The following is a 21,151-nucleotide window of genomic DNA, read 5'->3' as shown; positions in this document are numbered from 1 at the left end:
TCCTCTACTCCTTACCAGACCTGCTCAACCTGCGCCTCGCTCTGCAGCATGCGGCTGTCGAGGAAGTGGCAGAAATCCGCTAAACGCGGGTGATCGAAAACATCAGAAACCTTGACCGCCGTAGCGAATTCGCTGGCCAGTCGGTTGACGATCTGAATGGTCTGTAGCGATTGCCCGCCAAGTTCGAAAAAGTTGTCGTCGGTCTGTATGGCGCTGACGCCGAGGATTTGCTGCCAGATATCGCGGACCCGTTGCTGAGTCTTGTCGTCAAGCACCTGTTGCTGTGAACCCAATAAGTACTGGCTGCGCAGATACTTGCGGTCGAGCTTGTTGGTCGCCGTGCGCGGCAAAGCTGAATAATGGCGGTAATCGGTCGGCACCATGGCCGCAGGCAACAACGCACCCAGCGCCTGCCGGATACTGCGGACGTCCTCGCACGGGCCGCTGATAAAGGCCACCAAACGGCGCAGGCCCGCGCCAAGTTCAAGCCCCTGCACACAGGCTTCGTCAATACCTTCGAGACTCAACAAGCGTGACTCAACTTCGCCAGGTTGAATCCGGTAGCCACTGATCTTGAACTCGTTATCCAGCCGCCCGAGATAGACCAGGCGCCCATCAACCACACGCACCCGGTCACCTGTGTGGTATACCGGGGTCGATTCAGAGCCAATCATCAACCTGGCAAACGCCTGCGAATCACTGCCCAGATAGCCATTGGCCAACTGCGCGCCACAGAGCACCAACTCACCCTCCTGCGCCGGGCGTTGACCACGAGACAACACCAATGCGCTAACCGCAGACAGCGGCAAGCCTATGGGCAGGTTCTGCTCAGCTGACGCCAGGTCTTGCAGATCACAGCTGGTAGCGACCACCGTGGCTTCGGTCGGGCCGTAGGTATTGATCAAGCGGATATGCCCTGGCGCAATCGCTTGCCAAACAGCCAGTTGTTCCGGATACACGGCTTCCCCGCCGATGATGACGCACTTGAGGCTGCCCGGCACTTGCACCAGGCCCGCACGCAGTGCAACCACCCACTCATTCCAAAAAGCGGTGGGCAGATCCAGCACGCTGACCGCCTGTTGCTCAAGGCCTTCGACAAATGTGCTGATCGACTGCAACAACGCATCGGTGCGCAAGACCAGGGTTGCGCCTGCACTCAAGCTGACAAAGACTTCCTCGATGCTGGCGTCGAAATTGAACGGCGCAAACTGCAGCATGCGGTCCGATGCATCCACGCCGTAGCGCAAACGCGCAGCCTGAACAAAATGATCGAGCGCACGGTGACTGACCTCAACCCCCTTGGGAATACCGGTCGAGCCCGAAGTGAACATCAAATACGCTGCTGTATCGCCTTGTGTCGGAGCGAACAGGCGCTCGTTGCTGCGCAATTGGCCGGCCAGTTCAATCGGACCTGGATACAGGTCAGCCAAGCGATAGCGAAATGCAGCTTCCGTGACTACCAGCGCCAGCTGTGCGGTTTGGCAAATCAGAGCCTGGCGCTCGCCAGGTTGTTCCGGGTCCAGCGGCACATACACAGCACCTGCTGCCAGCACACCGAGCTGCACTGCAATTGCTTCCGGGCTGCGGCTGAGCATCACCCCGACTCGGTTGCCCGGCTGTACGCCACGCTCACTTAACGCGGCGGCGACTTCCTCGACCCGCGCTTGTAACTGCGCATAAGTGTATGTGACCTGCTCCTGAAGCAGCGCCAGTTGCTGTGGTGTACTTTGCGCATGCCGGCGAATGCTTTGCAGCACGCAAACAACTGCACTCGCTGCATTCAGCTCGGCGGCCGGAGCCGTATATAAATGCTGCGCGCGGTATTCGGCGCTCCAGCTCTGGAGTAACTCGCTACGCGACTGTTGCGGATTATCCAGCCAGCGTTCCAGCAAGCCGAATAACTCGACCTGCAGCGCCTGCACCTGCGCACGGCTGTAGCAATCAGGATTGGCGTCGTAATCAAGCAGCGGTACACCATCTGCGCCCACATGCACCTCAAGGGTTAGATCCTCAACCGGTCCTGCGCTAAGGCTCAAGGTGCGTGCAGGACAACCGCCAAAGCTTTGCGGGCGATCAAAAGGCATGATATTGATCAGCGGGCCAAACAAGCGTTGTTCCCCGCCCACTCGCCCCAGATCACGGCGCAACGACTCATATCGATAATGCTGATGCTTGCGGCTGCTGCGGCGTAATTTGCCAATGCTGTGCGCCGCCTCAACCAGGCTCATCTCATCGCTCAGGTTCAAGCACAGCGGGGCAATATTCATCTGCATGCAAGGCACGTTGAAAGATGCAGACCCCATGCGGTTCATGACCATCAAGCCCAATACCTGCTCGGCACTACCGCTGACTTGACGCAAATGCGCCGAGAGCGCAGCCAGGAACAAGTCTGGCCAGCCCATCTTGTGCGCCTCGGCCAGTTGCCCCATTCCCTGCCAGACCTTGGCCGGAAATACCGCAGAGTGGCGGATGAAAGTGGCCGAAATAGGCGCAACTCGCTCACTGAAACTCACCGCTTCAGGCAACGCCCCAAGTTGTTCACGCCAGTATTCACGAGCAACCTGGGTGCGGCCCTGGGCATCACGCTCAGCATCCTCGACAAGCACCGAACTGTAGTCACCAAACCCACAGGCAGGCGCTGCCTGCCCGGATACAGCAGCGGCGTAGAGCTCGGCAATGCGCTGATAAAGCAAGTTACTGCCGTAGCCATCCAAGGCAATATGATGAATACAGCCGTAGAGGAAATCCTCATTCTCGCCCTGTAACAAGGTGAAGCGACACGCCAACTCTCGCTCCAAATCAAATGGCTGGCGAATCTCTTCCATGGCCCATTGCTGAACCCATTGCTGCGCATCTACCGAACCCGGGATTTGTACCTGAACAAGATTCAGATTCAACTCGGCATGTCGGAAAAATACCTGCTGCGCATCATCGACCCAATAATGCCCGGCCAATACCTCGCTCTCGCTTACGGCCTGACGCACTGCCGCGATCAACAGTTCCGCCTGGATCTTGCCCGCGAAGGCAATGCATTCAGCGGTGTTGAACATCGCCCGATCTTCGTTAAGCACATAGCCGTGCCAGAGCCCTTGCTGGGCAGCTCCCAGGCGCCTCATGCTGCAACTCCATGGGGCTCGATAAGACTCCACCAGCCATTGAGCGTCGGTTTTTTGGCCAGATCGGTGAAGCTCAGCTCCAAGCCTTCGGCACGCCACTCGCTGAGCAAAGCCATGACCTGGATGGAGTCAAGGCCGTAATCGAGCAGGTTTTCATCGGCATCGAATGGTTCATCCAGCTCATCAAGCATACTCAGCAAGCGCGCTTGCAACGCCGCGCGCGTGAGGGGCGCGGTGCGGCTACGCTGCAAGCTGGTCACCTCAGTGCAACTGATGACTTTGCCGCAACGAGTAGCCACATAGTTCAACGCCATTTGATGATCAGCCTGGTTGAAATCAGCCACGCCGTCAGCCAGCAAGAATGGCTGGATATCACGCATAAATGCGTCGCAGGCGCTCATCAGGCAACCAATATGTGCGTAGATACCGCCGATGATCAGTTGGTCGCGACCCTGCTCCTTGAGCATCTGCTCAAGCGGTGATCGCTGGAAAGCACTGTAGCGCCATTTCACCAGCACAGTGTCGTCCGGGTCCGGAGCAAGTCCGGCAATAACCGCTTGACGCTCTGGATGCTGGGTAATGCCCGGCCCCCACATATCTGTCAGCAGGGCACGGTCGGCAGCACTTTGCACCCCGGGCTGGGCGGTATAGACCACAGGAATACCCAGGGCCTTACACTGCGCCCGCACCGCTGCGAGCCGTTCAACTAACACCTGAATAAAGGCGCTATCAGCCTCCCAGAAGTCAGCAAAATAGGCTTGCATATCATGTATCAGCAGCGCTGCACGCGAAGGGTCAAGCACCCAGTCAACTTTGTTTGCAGCCCATTCAGTTGGGACTGTGTAGGGTTTCAGAGCTGGAATTGTCATATCGTTAATATCCTATTCAGTCGCACTCAGGTGCGCCGCGATGCGCTGGCGCAGGCGAGTCTTGTCGACCTTGCCGACGGCGGTTACAGGAAGCATGTCGAGTAGTTCAAATCGGTCGGGTAACTTGAAATCAGCCACCCCCTGGCTACGCAGAAACTTGCGCAACGCTACGCTTTTCAGTGTCGGGTCAGTGCTCACAACAAAGGCGCAGCTCTTCTCACCCAGATGCGTATCTGGCATTGCCACCAAGGCTGCGTGGGTAATCGAAGCATGCGCCATCAACAGATTTTCAATTTCTTCGGCGGCGATTTTTTCACCGCCGCGATTAATCTGATCCTTGATCCGTCCGACCACTTCCAAATAGCCATCTGCCCGCAAGCGCACCAGGTCGCCAGAGCGATAAAACCCCTCTGCGTCAAAAGCCTGCTGGTTGTGCTCGGCACTATTGAAGTAACCTCGAATGGTGTAAGGCCCGCGGGTCAGCAGCGCCCCAACCTCTCCGACCGCAACTGGATTGCCAGCTCGATCAAGCACCCGTACTTCATCATCCGGGCTCATCGGGCAACCTTGGGTGTTGTAGACAAGCTCCGCTCCATCATCCAGCCGGGTGTAATTGACCAGGCCCTCGGCCATGCCAAACACCTGCTGCAGGCGACATCCCAGTTCGCCGGGAATGCGCCGGGCCTGGGCCTCAGGCAAACGCGCTCCACCGACTTGCAACAACTGCAGGCTGGCCAGCTCGTGGGCATTGCCTGCAGCGGCCTGAAGCCACAATGAAAGTGCAGGCGGCACCAATGCCGCGACATTAACCTGGTGGCGCGCAATCAACGGGAAACAACTGACTGGCCCAGGATCGGGCGCCAGCACCACACAGCCACCCGCATGGAAAACGCCCAATGCACCGGGAGAACTCAGTGGAAAGTTGTGGGCCGCAGGTAGCGCGCAGAGGTAGCGTGTCGCGCGGGTGAACCCACAGATTTCAACACTGCGGCGCACGCTGTAGGCGTAATCGTCATGGGTGCGTGGAATCAACTTTGGCCTGCCCGTGCTGCCGCCGGAAAGCTGGAAGAAAGCCACCTGGTCAGCTGTTGTCGGCGCGTAGCTGCGCATCTCCAAGGCGGGCTCAAGCCAGGCGCTCAAGGCCCGTTTCGGATCTTGGTCGCCATCAAGTATCACGGTGCTCAGGGTCTTTGCCTGCTGCTGCAGTTGGGCAAGAAAAACCTCATCCGCAAACAGGTCGTGTTCACGACTGCCAACAAACAACTCAGGCTGGACTTGTTCGGCGTAAGCCAACAATTCCAAACGACTATGGCTGAACAGGGCGTTGACCGGGACAATCCCGACCTTGAGCAAGGCAAAGAAAACGATATAGAACTCAGGCTGATTGGCGAGCTGCACCAGCGCCCGGTTGCCCGTCACAAGCCCCCGATTGGCCAAGCGCCTGGCGAGATGAGTCGCTTGCTCGTCCAATTGGGCGTAAGTCAGGGTGCCCCCCTGATAAATCACTGCTGGGGCATCAGGTTGCAACCTGACTTGCTCATCCAAAAAACAGGTCAACGACTCACCACGCCAATAACCCGCGCGACGATAACGCTCAGCAAACTCAGCAGGCCAAGGTGTAAAGGGTACCCCGCTCATATCGCCTCCCGCTCGAGGCCAAAAGCCGACAGCATGGTGCTGAGCTTGTTACCGGTTTCCTGCCACTCCGATTCTGGGCATGACGCAGTAACCAGGCCTGCGCCGGCAAATAACTTGACCCGCGTCTGCTCAACAATGCCGCAGCGAATCACCACTGCCCATTCGCCGTTGCCTTGGCAGTCGCTCCAACCGACAATGCCGCCAAATACGCCTCGGTCAAAAGGTTCGAGCTCCGCAATCAATTGCTTCGCCGCAGCAGTCGGGAAACCACAGAGCGCCGGGGTTGGATGCAGGCGGCAGGCCAGACTCAAGGCAGATAACGGCCTGACAAGTTGACCTGATATCTGTGTAGACAAGTGCCAAAGTCGCGCGGTTTTCAACAATGAAGGTTCGCCGGCAATATTCAAATGCGTGCACAAGGGGCGCAACTGACGATCCAGTTCATCAATCACAAAGCGGTGCTCGTGCAGGTCTTTGCATGAACGCAACAGGGTTTGCGCCGCGTGTGCATCAAGCGCAGGGTCGGCCATGCGCTTGATCGTGCCGGCCAACGGGTTGGTTGAAAAACTACTGTTGTTCTGACGCAACAACAGTTCAGGACTCGCCCCGATCAGCACTCCGCCGGCGGGCAAATCCATGAAGAAATGAAATGCCTCTGGATTTTGCTGGCGTAGTCCTTGGAAAACCGTTGCTGCACAAGGCGCGCGATCAAAGTCCAATTGCAGCAACCGAGATAACACCACCTTGCTCAACTGACCGCCGCGCAACACATCTACCGCCCGACACACGGCCTGTTTGAAGCCATCACGATCTGGCTGTTCAGTGCAATGCAGGGCCTTCCCACATGGCATGCCGCACACTGAAGTCGGCGGTGCCAGTGGCGCCAAACGCGCTACATGGCGCGGAACAAATAAACTGGAAGGTTGTTGCTTGTCGAAAGGAATGACGCCGACCACCATCGGCCGCTGTAAACCCGCTGCTTTTGCTTCGGCAAATGCGGCCTCAACTGAGCGCTCGACTCCACTTCCATCCTCTCCAGCCGGTGTTTCAATAGCCTTGAAACAACCAGAAGCCTCCACCCCACCCATCGGCGAATAGAACCGGTAGGTGGGCGTATAAACCTCGCTCCATGGGGCACCTCCATGAGCAACCTGCGTCAATGCATTCACCCTAATCTCCACGATAATGCTAATACGAACAATTAGCGTTTGCGATAGAGCGGCAAAACTACCCAGTCAAACAAGTTGCGTCAAATCATTTCGAAGGATTCAAAACAGGGATTTTGCAGATCGAATAGCGGCAAAATGCCACTTTTTGGTGCAAGAACAAGCCGTTTAGCCAGGGTTTACTGGAAGTTATGCGGTGTGCATCAAAACTAGAGATACCGTAAATCTTGTGTGAGTCGTCACAGTCAGACGACTGGGTAATTGCACAGGCTTGCCCACCCACTTGCATTCGACCTGACCAGTCATTTGCATTGAATTTGACCGGTGCTGGCAGAGAACAACCACTGCTGCCAGTCGCGACAGGCAACAACCGGCCACAAGCAGCCAATCAAATGCGTCTAGGAAATCAGGGGCGATTCACCCCAACACCAGTGTGACCTATACGTGGGGCCCAAGGCACCGGCGAGGGTGGAGTCGGACTGGTCCCCTACCCCAGCAAACGGCCAATGCCGACATTCCGCCACTGAGGCCTTGAGCAGCCAAACATTCAAGATGCCGGCCTTTGAACTAGCGACCTACTCCCTTAGGGCATTTTGATCTAGCTGCCGGACACTTCTATCAGGTCGTCTGGCTTCCAGCTGCGATCAAAGTAGCTTGCTTCCGGGCCGTACAGCCGGAACAGGAAAAACCAGCCTTGGTCAGGCACAGTCTTGACCCAGTTCTTCTCCTTACCGGCTGGGCCTCCAGCCGGAACAGGAAAAACCAGCCTTGGTCAGGCACAGTCTTGACCCAGTTCTTCTCCTTACCGGCTGGCGCAGTCGGCCCGAAGTACAGGTCGATACTGCCATCGCTGTTAGGCTCCGGCTGGGTGAACGTGGATACACGAGCAAAGTCAGTTCCGTTCTGGATTTGCGAACGCGTGACCGTGTCATAGGCTGTTACCGACCAGTACAACTTGGCAGGAATATCCTTGGGTAGATGCATCTTGTAGGTTTTACCGCCGTCGAAAGTATTGCCTTTGGCGTCCTTCACCGCCCACGGATATGCCTGTCCTACGCCAGGCGTGGTCGACGCCATCAGCTTGCTGGTGCCACAGGCCAGATAGAAGAACAGGGTGCGCTCATCGAGATTGCTGCGCCCATCGGTTTCGAAGGATGGGCTACCGCCCATAAAGGCTTCGGCATACTGGCGGTCGGGCCAGTGTTCGCGGCCGGGGATCTTACCGTGAAAGGCAATAGAGCGGGCCATGGCCTGACCTGTCTCTGCGGCGCGCGTCAGAATTTTCTGCATGCGCTCATCCGGCTCGAAGGGCTTGCCTGCCTCTATGCCCAGTGTATGCATTGTGCCCATCATGTAGGCGTCGGTCTGGCTCTTCGACTCGTTTGATACGACCTCAGCCAGTCGCTGGAAGTAGGCCAAGCCTTCTGGCGGCACGCGGTTCAGTTGCTTGTCGCTCATATTAAAGAACTGCAAGGCAGGTGCGGTCTTGCGTACGCCCTGGTCGTTGACCGGATAGATCTTTAGTTGTTTCCTCATCGTGGTGACCGCGCCAGTGGTGTCCGGCTTGCCGTCCACCTGCTGCACGGGACCGCGCAGCAGCATCCAGGAGACATAGGTGCGGGGGCGTACCACTACGAAGCCATTTGGCTCCTTGCCATTCCAGCCCGGCGGGACAATCAGATATTTGCCGTTCTTCGATACCTGTGGAATGACGTCGATCACCGGCAGTTCCCACATGTCGTCGATAAAACCGGGCAGAGATGCGGGGACTTCCAAGGCGATTGGGCCGCTTTTGGTGTCGAAGAAGTAGTCGATGTACATCGAGTCAGGGTTGCCTGTGAGGTGCAGCAGATTGCTCTTTAGCTGATCACCCAGATAGCCGACCTTGTAAACGTCTGACCCTCCACCCATCCCCTGTGCATTGGCGATTCGGTACTGCTGCATGCCCACCGCCGGTAAGCCCCAAAGATAGACCTGTACGGCGCGTTGATAGGCCAGTTCATCGAACATGCGCGCGGCCGTTTCCGGAGTAGGTACACCGAGGCGGTACTCAATACCGGACGACGAGCCTGGACCCGACGCATCGGTCTTCTGCGGCGATGTTGTACAGGCCACTAAAGTAAGCCCTGCGCATATAACAGCAAGACGAGAGAGAGTGGACCGCTCTATAACGGCAGACATTCGCATGTATATCGCTCCTTCGAATTTCTCACTGAGTAACTTGGGTTAGGCGCCCGCATGAGGCGACGAAAAGGTTGAGTTAGGTTACGTCATTCTCAACAAGCCCGAGTTGTAGTCCGCGGTTATTCCGCACGCCGTCACTTGGGGTAGAGCAGGACTAAGTTCAATCGAAACGCAAGTCCCTCGGGTCCCGACTCTGTGCTTTCCGCCCAGTAGCGGACTCCGGCGCCGAACTGGACCATCTGATCGCCCAACTTAGTCACCTTATTTAGTTGTAGGTTGACTGGCACGCTGCCCTCGTTGCCATCCCAGTCATAGGTGGACTCAGTATTTAGGCCCAGGGTAATACCACCGGGGAAAGCGCGGACCAAGAACGGCTGAAGGAAGGTGCTGCTCACTCTGGCCGGATCGCGGTCGCCTGAAACATGCTCGATATGGTTGACTAGAGCGCCATAGGTCCAATGACCAGACTGTCGCAATACGACCCCCGTCGGGCCGAGCCCCCACTGGTTGCTGCTAAGCAGATCGTCGGAGCCCGTCGGCAGCAACATAGCCGGACCGACGCCCCAGATCCAGCCCGATTCGGTAGGAGCCTTGGGCGAGAAGAACAGGCTCTGCACCGTATCACCTGTGCCCGTTTGGTTTCCTGTGCCGGGAGCTATATCCGTCTGATCGATCAGCGGCAAGATGGTGCGGGAAATCAGATTCCAATCATCACTGATGCTGACCGGTATGACTGGCTGGATATTGAGCGTATGTCGCGAACCCTTGTCATCGGGTCCAATGTTCTCGTCGTAGTTGTACTGGAAAGGGACGCTGATCAACGCAGCTACAGGATTGGCAAGCTGCTTGGCAAGATCATCGGCGCTGCGTTGCTCCTCTGCGACGGAGGTGAGGGACATGGCCAGCAGACCGAACGCTGGTAGTGATTTGTGCATGGGACGTATCCTTATCGACCAAGTTCGTACACTAGTATTTTCAGGAGATGTTTCAAAAATATCGAATCTGCTAACGAGCCTGGAGAGTGTTTAGAAACCCGACTGTTTGTAGATCTCGAGTGCCTATCTTTCGACCAACGCGGTCGAGTACAACTGTAAAACCTAGAAACCCAGGTATATCCGGGTTTCTGGGTAAGATCAGTCAACTGTGGCCGGTCTGGATGCCTGTTTTACAAAGCCGTAGCCAGGATTGTGCTGATGGCTTGTCTGAGTTTTCCTAAGAACAAGCGCTATCGCCTTTCGACGCCTTCTAAACAACATCCATTTACTTTTTCACGGGTTGAGTGGAAGCAATGTTGAACCTGACGTTCTCAATCTTTCCGGTGAAAGCGAAAGGTGCCTGCTCACGATAGTCACTGCTTACGGGAGAGCCTAGGTCTTTTCCGATGTCCATGGTTTCCGTGGCAGAAAATCGGGCAGGCACTGAGTTATCTACAGCGCCTTTTGCCACTGACTTGCCATTGATAAAAAGCTCTGCGGTGCCTCCGGTAGATTCAACGAATGGCTTGAACGGCAATTGTTCGTAGTTCATCGTCACCTCCACGTTACCTTGTGGCAGCTGCTCCTCGGAGACAAGATGATATGACTCTTTACCAAAGAAGCTGTATGTGTAGTGGAGCTTTCCGTTCCTCACATAGAGTGTGTACCCACCACCGGCCCCGCCACAGGCGACGATGACTCCTTCTGTGTTCGCGTCTGTGATATTCACTTTGGCCGTGATCTTGTGCGAACGCTGATAAGTTGGGGGAGCGCTCCCTTCGGGAATCCGAGATATGCCTGCTGAGTAGGTGAACTCCGTACGACCAGCAACCACGGACGGTCGGGGAATAATGCCTCTTTCAGCAAAGCGGTCATCCAAAGGGTAGACTTGGTATTTTTTTGCTTCTGTATCGAAGAGAGTTACCAACTCTGTTAGCTTTTCCGGATTCTCTGCCGCTATATCCTTGGATTGAGAAAAGTCCTCCTCAACGTTATAGAGCTGCCAGGTGTTGTACTCCGGATCGGTGAAACCGACTGAACCAGTGAGTTTCCACGGTGCCCCATGGAAGTTCGCCGCAACCCAGCCCTCGTGATAAATAGCCCGATGGCCACCCGTCTCGAAGTACTGAGTATTGTGGACTTCTTCTGCCTGTGCTGACGCGAATGTCGGCCCCAGATCCACTCCAGCCATTTGAACCTGCTTGACACCATCGACGTATTCCGGAGCTGGAATTTTGGCAGCATTGAGGAGTGTGGGGACGATATCTACGACATGTGAGAATTGATCGCGCACCCCTCCTTTGTCCTTAATGGCTTTTGGCCACGAAACAACCATGCCATTGCGCGTGCCGCCGAAATGCGAGGGCACGCGTTTCATCCACTGAAAGGGAGAAGAGCCCGCCCAAGCCCAACCAACCGCGTAGTGGTTCTCATGCAGGGGGCTACCGAGTTCGTCGATCTTCGCCAGCTGGGCCTCAACACTGTCAGGGATACCGTTTTGCGTCATGATCTCATTGAGCGTTCCCGTTGGAGTTCCTTCCGGGCTAGCGCCATTGTCGCCTGCAATGTAAATGATGAGTGTATTGTCGGCATCAGGAGACTTGTTAACCGCTTCGATAAATCTACCAACTTCATGGTCTGTATGGGCTAGGAAACCAGCGAAGACTTCCATCTGATGCGTGTAAAGACGTTTCTGTTCAGCAGTCAGAGAATCCCATGCCTCAATTTCCTTGGGGCGCGGAGTGAGTATCGTGTCTTGCGGAACTACGCCCAGTTGTTTCTGCCGGAGCAGGGTTTGTTCACGAAGCTTGTCCCAGCCTTGGTCAAACTGCCCCTTGAATTTATCAATCCATTCCTTGGGTGCATGATGAGGTGCGTGCATGGCGCCAGGAGCCAAGTAGAGAAAGTAAGGTTTCTCCGGGTTCACAGACTCCTGAACTTCAATCCAGTCGATAGCACGATCCACAAGATCTGTCGTTAGGTGATAGCCCTCTTCCGGTCTCGTCTCCGGCTCAACCGCATTGGTATTGTGGTAAAGCTGAGGCTCCCATTGGCTGGTGGCAGCGCCATTAAACCCATAATATGTTTCAAAACCCCAACCGGTTGGCCAATGATCAAATGGCCCTACGGGGTTGGATTCCCAGTCCGGGGTGTTGTGGTTTTTACCAAACATTGCGGTGCTATAACCGTTGTCGCGTAACGTGTGTGCGACGGTCACAGCGTCTTTCGGCAATAGGCTGTTGTATCCCGGGAACCCTGTAGAGAGCTCGACAATTGTTCCAAAACCGACTGAATGATGATTTCGCCCGGTAAGCATTGCGGCGCGAGTTGGCGAGCAAACACCTGTGGTATGGAAGCGATTGTAGAGCAGGCCTCCGCTTGCCAACCGATCAAGTTCTGGTGTTGGTACCGGACCACCGAAGGTTCCCGGCTGACCAAACCCTAGGTCATCAATGAGAACCAATACAATATTGGGTGCCCCTTCCGGCGCTGAAATAGGCTTTTGCCAGCCGGGCTTCGAGCCCTCGTAGGTATGGCTGATCTCACCCTTGAAGGGGGACAGCGGCTGCGGGAGTTTGGATCTATCCGGCCAATCCTGCGCGGTCACAGCTCCGCTCAGTGTGCTCAGTACAAGTATGACGCAGGGTGTCCAGAGTCTTGTGCTGGTCATCTTCATCTCCCTATGTTTCGGTTTTAGCGTGTCGTACGCTTACAGTAAAATTAACAAGTAACCGCCCAAATCTCTGCCGCCTTCTCAAGGCCCTATCCACTTTCAATCTTTATTCAGTACCCCGTTCAGCAACAAGCTTAGCTGCGACGACTTGGATATCAACTTCGCCTTTGGCCACGGCTATTCGCAGTTCAGTTGGCAGTGGCTGCAGGTTGCGTTGGATCATCTACAAGCTGTCCTACCACTGTCGAAAATCTAGCCGCATGACTGGCGAATCAACGATTCCTTTCTAGACTTCAGAACTCAAAGGATCACTCTCAAGGACGTTTAACATGTTCTCACCGTCTCGTTTCGCAGCCGCTGGAGGGCTGGTTTTAGCGTTGGTCACAGCACCAACGGTTTTGGCCGAAGTCAGCCCTGATCAGGCAAGGGCGCTGGCAAAGGATGCCTATATCTTCACCTACCCGCTGGTACTCAACTACCGAACGATGTACGCCCAGGCCATCAATGGCGACGGCGAGTTCGGCAAATGGCTGCACCTGAAAGTATCGAGCCCGGCAGATACCGACATCGTCACCCCCAACGTGGATACGCCATACTCCTACGCATGGGTTGATCTGCGTGCGGAGCCCTGGGTGCTGACACTGCCAGAGATCGATAAGGCGCGTTACTACACTAGCCAATGGGATGACCTCTGGGGCCATGTGCTGGATAATCCCGGCTCTCTCGAGGATGGCAATGGAGGCGGCAGCTACCTGTTGGCCGGGCCCGACTGGAAGGGCCAGGCACCTGCTGGCGTTAGGCGTGTGATACACGGCGAATCGAGCCTGCTCGGCACGTTGACCCGAACCCAACTGATGAGCAGCGAAGGTGATATTGCCAACGTCAGGGCCATTCAGCAGCGCTACAAGCTGCAGCCACTGAGTGCTTTCCTTGGTACAGAAGCACCCGTCGCTGCCCCCAGGATCCAGTGGCCTGACTGGAACGAAGGCGACGAGAATACCGAGAAATTCTGGAGCTATGCGGCGTTCATGCTGCAGTTCGTGAAGCCCAATCCCGTCGACGCCGCCGAGTATCGCAAGCTCAAATCCCTGGGTATCGAGCCCGGAAAACCATGGGAGCCGGCAAACCTTTCGAGCGAGGTTCGTAATGCAATGCTGCAAGGCATGCAGGATGCACATGCCGCCTTCGCCAAGGCCGGTCAGGACCCGCAACTGGACTCCGGCAAGCTGTTTGGCGACCGCGAGCGCATCGGAACCGACTATCTGTCGCGCACGCTGGGAGTAGTGCTGGGCATCTTCGGTAATGTGAGGGAGCAGGCCGTCTACTACCCATTCCCGCTGGACGACAAGGGGCAGCCCCTGGATGGCAGCAAGGCCAACTACAGCATCACCTTCGCCAAAGGTGCCACGCCACCCGTCAAGTTCTTCTGGTCTTACACCATGTACAAACTGCCGCAACGTTGGTTGGTGGAGAACCCGATCGAGCGCTACTCACTGTCCAGCGCAACCCCGGGCTTAAAGGAAAACCCGGATGGATCACTGACCATCCACGTTGCACATGAGTCGCCGGGTAAGGAGATGGAAAGCAACTGGCTACCCTCGCCCAAGGGGCCGTTCTGGTTGGTGCTGCGTAACTACGGCCCGGATCAGTCTGTGATCGATCACAGCTACAAGGCGCCCAGCATTGTTGCCCAGCCACTTCACTGAAGGAAGGAGCCCATGAACGTGAAAATGAAACTCCCTTATCTCGCCATCGTCGCAGCCACGGCCTTCTCTGCAGGCGCCCATGCCGAGGGAGTACCGCTGGAAAAAGCCACCCTGCATGGCGACGAGACGATCCAAACGCCGATTGGCAATATCGAACTGCAAGACAGCTACTTCGACGACGATGCCTCCATACGTCTTTTCGACGAGATGGACTACCAACGGGCAAGCCAGGCTTACATCTGGAGCACGCCATTGGTCAGTATCACCACTTGGCGCGACAACCAGAGCAAGGCCTATGGGGTCAGCAAAGACACCGATTTCGTTGTACTTGAATCACTCAAGGAAAAACGAGGCATCGTCACCGGCAACCTCACTACGCCTTACATTTTCAATTTCATCAGCCTCAAACCAGGCCCTCTGCAGATCGACTATCCCGCCGGAAAAACGGCTGGCGGAGTTCTCGACTTCTGGATGCGCCCGGTCTTCGATCTTGGCCTAACCGGCCCCGACAAGGGTCAAGGTGCAACATATATCGTGGTGGGGCCAGAAACCGACCCGAGCCAATACAAGAAGAGCGGCGTACATGTTTACCAAAGCACCACCAACAACGTGTTAGTTGGAGTCCGTATTCTCGACCCTGATCCTGCGTACTACGACAAATACGTAGACTCGCTTCGCATGGGGCGGGTTGGCCACGCGACCGAGCCGAGCCGCTTCATCAGGGGCAAGGATGTCGAGTGGAGCGCCACAGCCCCGCGCGGCCTCGCCTACTGGGAGAAACTCTCGGCTATTCTCAACGAAGAGCCGGTGCGTACAATCGACAAGGCCTGGACCGCCATGCTCAAGCCGCTGGGCATAGAAAAAGGCAAGGATTTCGCCCCTAGCGAGCGGCAGAAAACCGCCCTCTTGAAAGGCGCCGCCATGGGCGAATTGATGGCGCGCAACCTGCAAGTCACACCGCGCTATACCGAGGTCTACTGGCCGGGAACTTCCTGGTACAAGAGCTTCGATTTTCATGTCGAACAAGAAATTGCCGACCGCGCCGAACTTGACGAGCGCACTACCTGGTTCTACGAAGCGGTGGCCAGCACCAAAGGCATGGTCAACCCACAACCTGGGGCGGGCCAGATCTATATGACGACCAAGCGTGACAGCAAGGGCAGACTGCTGCGCGCCGACAAGAACTACAAATTGCACGTACCGAAGGATGTGCCAGTTGAGCAATTCTGGGCGTTAACTCTGTATAGCGAGAATACTCGCCGCGCTTACAACAATGGTGGCAAGGACCTTCGAAGCGTAAACATCGACAGCCGCTTGAAAGACCTCAAACGCAATGCTGACGGTAGCGTCGACCTGTACATCGGGCCCAAGGCGCCATCGGGTTTGGAGAGCAATCACATGAGAACGGTGGGTGATGATGGCTGGTTCGTCTACTTCCGCCTGTATGCGCCTACACAACCTTTCTTTGATAAAAGCTTCAAACTGTCAGACTTCGAGCGCTTGGACTGATGGATAGTACAGTTGGTCCGTGGAGCGATTAGGCTTTGCGGCCCAGCGATGGGGAGAGCTAATCGTTAGAGTTTTACAATTTGATGAGACTGGTTACTTCTAAATTCCTCTGTTTCAACCGGCCGCTTCTAGTAAGGAGCTATTAGTGTTGACCGACCGCTCCCGGCCAGAAGCGGTCATCCATTCTTGAACCCCAAAAAATCAATACAACTGAATATGAGCGATCTATCGAGGGCTGGTACGGGTCATGATGATCCAACACGGAAGAAGATCCATGCTGCAGTGGCTGCGATAAACTTGGCAAGCGCATCGAACAATACCAAGTGGGATGAGCTGATCAATCATTTTCGCGAGCTTCAGGGCTGGCGCCCTACCGATCCAAGTGCGTCACAGGATATGTCTCAAAATGGGATGTCGAGTGGTTTTATCATTTGCCGTTTCCATTTGCGTCCGTCGAATGGTTCGACATTGGCTTGTCGGAGGCAGCTCCCTCAAAAGAACGGCTGATTGCACCGCCATGTCAGCAACTGCATTACGCAATCCAGAATCAGTTACGAAGCTCACTGGGTAAGTCCTTGATGCTTTCGCGAAAGAAGCGTCTTTCCGTGGGATGCAATTCGTTCATCATGCCTTCTAGACGCTCAACCGCATCATAGGCTCTTTTGCATAAACCATATTCGTGAACCGAGTACCACGCAGTTTCAAGCAACAGATTCGCAAGCTGTAAAGCTGGATACTGAATACGAGAGGAGTCATTCTCCTTTATTGAAAAAACGGCGGCGTTAGACCAGCCAGTAAAGCCTTTTGCTTTCGAGAAAGCAGCATGAAAAGGCCGGACTGCATCCAGCATACTGCCCAGGGGGACCGGCCTCATACCTCGGAAAGAAGTTAAATTTTGTGCTCCAGAGCAAATACAATTACCTCGCGCAATGCGGAGCAAAAAAATCAAATTCCAAGCGGAGCCTCCGCCGACTCCAAAACGGTCACATATCCACTCCGACAAGCCGATCCAACGCGCAGCTTCCAACTGAACTGTGTGCACGTTTTTGGCGTGGCTCTTGTCTACCAGATCACTTTTCCAAAACATCCAGTTTGTGAATCCGATATTTGCTGCAACGTCCTGCGCCGCCTCTATCGAGTCAGCTTCGTAAGCCGCCTTTAGTGCACCAGATAGAGCTGCAATGGTCTCATTAGCTGCGATCAGGCGTTCTTGCGTGGACAGCCCCTTTTCAGCCAGGGCTCGTGCCTTACCCACCAACGCAAACAAATTCAAATACTCGAAACGCACCCTCGGGTTGTATCGCGTAACCAACTGAAGGTTGACGTCAAACCTTAGCCTTTCAAGTTCTGCGTTAGTTGCAGATAAATCTCCACGGCGGTAGAGGTTCCAGCCTCGCGCGATATGAGCCATTGCATTAAGCGTTGGCATCTCACATTCATCATCAGGCTGTTCTAAAAGATTTTCTAAGCACTGGAGTGTAGATTGACTACGGTGCATATCACCCAACCTGCGCCATGCAAGACTCTCCTTGAGAACAGCTAGACCTCTCTGAAAATCGTTCTGCGCTGAATCTCGAGCTAAGCGAAAGTGATCGCTCAATTGGTTATCGAGTTGCCCTCCGAAACCATCAAGCGTCACTCGTAGGGCTTGAGTCAGATGCCCCCAGTAATTCACCTCGCTCACGCTCTGATCCACACTTTTTTTGGCGACTACGTCGATAGCAGGAAGCCCCAAAAATAGTGCTATTTCAGCGATGCTTAGTTCGGTGCCATCACCTCGAATGGATATTCTGGATAGCGTTACGGCATCAATCCAAAAGGGACCGCGACTACGTTGCCGACGATTAAGCAGGCTAAAATTGCTTGATATATCGTCACCCCATCCAACTTTAACATTCCACCTTTCAAAGTCTGCGAACGCTCTAGATATCAGCATTCTCCAGTTTGACTTACCCGGAAAACGTGCCCGCAACATGGATACAGGCAGGACGGCTTTCCCACATTTCTGAGCATGGTAGACAGCGACCAGCAACCAAAGCGACTGATAGCGGGCAGGCATATTGTCAACGCGCAGCATCGGCGCAAGTTCGATATTTATTGAAGAGCTACTCATGAATAACCCTGAAAGCGATTTCTAGGTCCCGGTGTTACGAATGTTACAACAAGGCGTTTTACTGTTTCGCACCGATGCAACTATTTTCGCCATGCCGAGAGCTCTTACGCGCCCATCAATTAAATACATAGGCATGAAAATGAAACTTCTCCACCTTGCAAATACTTTGCTTGCTGGCCTAACGCTCGTGGCGGCATGTGCTGCGCAGGCTCAAACAAAAGAAGTAACCGTGCAAAGCGCAGACCTAGACCAACTGTTTGCAGCAGGCAACGTCAAAGGCACTTTTGTGCTTTTCGACCCTCAGCAGAATAAGTGGCTTTACCACGATGAAAAACGAGCTAATACCCAATACTTACCAGCATCGACGTTCAAGATTCCAAATAGCTTGATCGCATTGGAAACCAAGGTTGCAAGCGGCCCAAATTTCGAACTGGATTGGGATAGCGTAAAAAACCCTCGCCAGTCTTGGTGGCCGGATAGCTGGGCGAAAAAAAACACCCTGCACACAGCGTTGCAAAACTCTGTGGTGTGGTACTACCAAGAGATAGCTCGCCGAATTGGCCAGAAACGCATGCAGTCATATGTGGATCAGTTTTCTTACGGCAATCGTAACATTTCAGGCGGGATCGACCAGTTCTGGCTAACCGGTGGTCTTAGAATTTCGGCCAAAGAACAAGTCGACTTTCTTCAAAGGTTTTATGGTGACAAGTTGGGCGCATCGGAGGCATCGACCCGTACAGTCAAAAAGATGATTGTTCTTGAAGAGACACCCAACTACCGACTTAGTGGTAAATCAGGTTGGGCAGGGCTTGGTGAAAAAGGCGCCCCGCAGACTGGTTGGTTGGTTGGATATTTGGAGCGCGGGAAAAATGTGTATTTTTATGCGATTAATATTGACATTAAGAAGAGTGAAGATGCTGCGAAGCGCATGACCATCACCAAAGAAGTATTCAAAAAAATGGCGTTACTGTAGCCCACAGGGAGCATCTCCTGTAGATGCTCCCTGCTTCAGTACACGGTGAATTGATCCAAGTGAGTCGGCCCTGCATCGGTAGATACACGATGACCGCTCCTGGCCGCTTTTGGCCGGGTTATGCAGGTAGCCACTAGGCGTGCGCTGGTCAAGTCGAATGCAAGCGCGTGGTCAGCTGGAATGCAATTAACTGGTCAGTGGTTGTGCAAATTGGTGGTCAAAACACTGCAATTTTGCAAGGCGACAAAAAAACCGTGGGAACAAGATTCTGGCAAGGCGTTATGGCAAGACAATTCCAAGGAGGCAATCACACAACCATTGCGGTTTATGTTGGCGCAGCAGTGAACAAGTCGCTGACTCCCATGACTACATGCGCCTTTTCGACTCCAGACAGGATGTACGCAAGCCACCCGTTGAAAGGACACTTAAGCCAGATTAGAGCCTGACCGGGCTGATGCCCGGCCTGACCCTACTCGTGGCTATTGCCTTGAATATACTTTGTTCCCCTCAAAGTAGGTCGAAAGGATTCGGGTCTCACTGATGTCATCGACGGGAACCTCGAAAAGGTTCTGGTTGAGCACAATAATGTCAGCTGCCTTGCCTACTTCCAAAGAGCCGGTAAGTTCATCGGCACCCAAGGCCTGGGCGCCGTTTTTAGTAAAGATCTTCAACGCTTCCTCCAGGGTGATAGCCTGCTCGGGCCAGAGCGCACCTGCATGCTGCCCACTTGGATCACGGCGAGTGACAAGCGCCTCGATTGCATTCCACGGGGTCAGGTCGGGCACTACAGAAGGCCAATCTGAGCCGGCAATGATTGTTGCCCCGCTGTCGAGTAAATCCCGTGCTGGCCATGCTTTCTGGGCTCGCGCGCCCACAACCGACTCGATGGCATCGCTAATGAGTGACGGATACCAGATGTAAGGTGAAAAATCAGCGGTGGCGTTCAGTTGCGCAAAGCGCGGCAAGTCAACCGGGTCAATAAATTCAGCATGCGCCAGTTCCGGTTTCAGACCACTGCTGCCATTGACCTTGCGCATCGCTTCGATGGCGTCGAGGGAACTGCGGATGGCTTGGTCCCCTGCGGCATGAATTTTCACAGTAAAGCCTTGTTTATCCAGCTCGACCAAAGCTGATTTGAGCTCATCGGCATTGAGTAACATGTGGCCGTGCTGGTTGCCTTTATGCGAGTTTTCCTCAGCTTTGTACGGCGAAATCATCGCTGCGGTGCGCGCGGCGGTTGGCACACCATCGAGGTAGATCTTGGCGAAGCGAGTATTGACGTGCCTGGAGCGGTATTTGTCTCGAATACGCATGATCTGCGGCATGTCGAAAATATTTTTCCTATGCTCGTCAGATATCCTGATCGCCACACCAACATGGGCATTGAGCCCAGCCTTCTGGTCGAGCCTGTAATATGCCTTAGCTACATTTTCGTTGGCGTCTGCATCCTTGATCCCGGTAATACCAACACTGTTGGCCAAATTGATGGCGTACTCGGCAGCTTGAAGGTACTGGGTGTCGCTCCAGTCGGACAATTGGCTTTTTATGAAGCCATTGGCTTCAAGCAATATGCCTGTGTAGTCGCCGGTAGCAGAGTTCTTTTCAAAGGTACTGCCTTTCGGAGCCTGGGTGTCAGCCTTGATGTTCAACAGCGCCATGGCCTTGCTGTTGGCCCAAAGATTGTGGCCGGTATCATCGGTCAGCAAGATGGCCTTATCGCCAGATATCGCATCCAGCCATTTACGCGGCGAGCCAATCGCGTTTTTCTGGAAGAACTCTGCGGTCCATTGCCCACCGCGAATCCACTGTGCCTGGGGTTGATCTTTGATACAGGCGGAAATCTGCGTCTTGATCTGCTGCGCTGAACTCGATGCCGGGAAGTTGCATTGAAACAGCTGCTTCAAACCACCCCAGGTTGGATGTGCATGGGCATCGTTGATACCAGGCATCGCCATTTTTTTATCCAGGTCTACGACGCTGGTATCAGCATTTCGGTAAGCCATGACATCATCGGCTCCGCCTATCGCGATGATTTTACCCGCCTTGATTGCAATGGCTTCAGCCCAGGGCTGCTGGCTGTTTCCGGTGTAGATCTTGCCATTTTGCAGGATCAGGTCCGCTGGACGATTATCAGGCTCGACTGTTGCAGCATAAGCATGGAAAGAAGCGGCAATAGACAATAACAAGACGGTGGTTTTATTGAAGAACATGGAAACTCCTGCTGTAACG

The 21,151-nt window shown here is 54.6% G+C and carries 12 protein-coding genes and 1 pseudogene; 4 read left to right on the top strand and 9 right to left on the bottom strand.

All coding sequences use genetic code 11. The features are described 5' to 3' along the window. Positions 1-11 precede the first annotated feature (11 nt). The 7 genes from PSES9_RS0102210 to PSES9_RS0102180 all read right to left on the bottom strand — a co-directional run bounded on the left by PSES9_RS0102210 (position 12) and on the right by PSES9_RS0102180 (position 12,618). Positions 12-3,116, bottom strand: a complete 3,105-nt coding sequence (locus tag PSES9_RS0102210) for a non-ribosomal peptide synthetase (protein ID WP_010483558.1) — start codon at positions 3,114-3,116, stop codon at positions 12-14. Continuing rightward, on the bottom strand, positions 3,113-3,985 hold the full coding sequence (locus PSES9_RS0102205; protein ID WP_010483556.1) for an isochorismatase family protein: 873 nt from the start codon (positions 3,983-3,985) through the stop codon (positions 3,113-3,115). Before PSES9_RS0102205 ends, PSES9_RS0102210 begins: the two co-directional genes overlap by 4 nt. A 12-nt stretch (positions 3,986-3,997) precedes the next feature. Beyond that, positions 3,998-5,623, bottom strand: coding sequence for a (2,3-dihydroxybenzoyl)adenylate synthase (locus tag PSES9_RS0102200; protein WP_010483554.1), 1,626 nt, complete (start codon positions 5,621-5,623; stop codon positions 3,998-4,000). Continuing rightward, the gene (locus tag PSES9_RS0102195; protein WP_010483552.1) at positions 5,620-6,792 is read right to left on the bottom strand and encodes an isochorismate synthase; all 1,173 of its coding nucleotides are present in this window, start codon (positions 6,790-6,792) and stop codon (positions 5,620-5,622) included. The genes PSES9_RS0102200 and PSES9_RS0102195 overlap by 4 nt, the downstream gene beginning before the upstream one ends. 615 nt (positions 6,793-7,407) lie before the next feature. Next, the gene (locus PSES9_RS0102190; RefSeq protein ID WP_157998227.1) at positions 7,408-8,904 is read right to left on the bottom strand and encodes a DUF1254 domain-containing protein; all 1,497 of its coding nucleotides are present in this window, start codon (positions 8,902-8,904) and stop codon (positions 7,408-7,410) included. A 203-nt stretch (positions 8,905-9,107) separates the two neighbouring features. After that, a complete protein-coding gene (locus PSES9_RS0102185) occupies positions 9,108-9,908 on the bottom strand; it encodes a hypothetical protein (RefSeq protein ID WP_010483546.1) in 801 nt (266 codons plus the stop codon). A 325-nt stretch (positions 9,909-10,233) separates the two neighbouring features. Further along, positions 10,234-12,618, bottom strand: coding sequence for an arylsulfatase (locus PSES9_RS0102180; protein ID WP_010483544.1), 2,385 nt, complete (start codon positions 12,616-12,618; stop codon positions 10,234-10,236). Between the two features lie 332 nt (positions 12,619-12,950). On the opposite strand from PSES9_RS0102180, the gene PSES9_RS0102170 reads away from it, so the two are divergent. From PSES9_RS0102170 to PSES9_RS25555, 3 genes and pseudogenes are all read left to right on the top strand, one after another. Continuing rightward, the gene (locus PSES9_RS0102170; protein WP_010483542.1) at positions 12,951-14,327 is read left to right on the top strand and encodes a DUF1254 domain-containing protein; all 1,377 of its coding nucleotides are present in this window, start codon (positions 12,951-12,953) and stop codon (positions 14,325-14,327) included. Between the two features lie 12 nt (positions 14,328-14,339). Continuing rightward, positions 14,340-15,836 carry a DUF1214 domain-containing protein gene (locus PSES9_RS0102165; protein ID WP_010483540.1) on the top strand — a complete coding sequence of 499 codons (1,497 nt, stop codon included), beginning with the start codon at positions 14,340-14,342 and terminating at the stop codon, positions 15,834-15,836. 216 nt (positions 15,837-16,052) lie between these two features. Further along, positions 16,053-16,492: pseudogene (locus PSES9_RS25555) on the top strand (DUF6678 family protein). Here PSES9_RS25555 and PSES9_RS0102160 read toward each other — a convergent pair. Then, the gene (locus tag PSES9_RS0102160; RefSeq protein ID WP_036988053.1) at positions 16,384-17,949 is read right to left on the bottom strand and encodes a hypothetical protein; all 1,566 of its coding nucleotides are present in this window, start codon (positions 17,947-17,949) and stop codon (positions 16,384-16,386) included. The pseudogene PSES9_RS25555 and the gene PSES9_RS0102160 sit on opposite strands and share 109 nt — an antisense overlap. Before the next feature lie 40 nt (positions 17,950-17,989). Here PSES9_RS0102160 and blaOXA point away from each other — a divergent pair, with 40 nt between their 5' ends. Then, positions 17,990-18,922, top strand: coding sequence for a class D beta-lactamase (gene blaOXA, locus PSES9_RS0102155; RefSeq protein WP_202946236.1), 933 nt, complete (start codon positions 17,990-17,992; stop codon positions 18,920-18,922). A gap of 479 nt (positions 18,923-19,401) precedes the next feature. Here the strand turns inward: blaOXA and PSES9_RS0102145 are convergent, their stop codons facing one another. Continuing rightward, positions 19,402-21,132, bottom strand: coding sequence for an amidohydrolase (locus PSES9_RS0102145; RefSeq protein ID WP_010483536.1), 1,731 nt, complete (start codon positions 21,130-21,132; stop codon positions 19,402-19,404). Positions 21,133-21,151 lie beyond the last annotated feature (19 nt).

It is taken from the genome of Pseudomonas sp. S9, assembly GCF_000222125.1.
Classification (GTDB): Bacteria; Pseudomonadota; Gammaproteobacteria; order Pseudomonadales; family Pseudomonadaceae; genus Aquipseudomonas; species Aquipseudomonas segetis.
The sequence above is the reverse complement of the archived record's forward strand: the minus strand, read 5'-3'. Positions and strand labels throughout refer to the sequence as shown.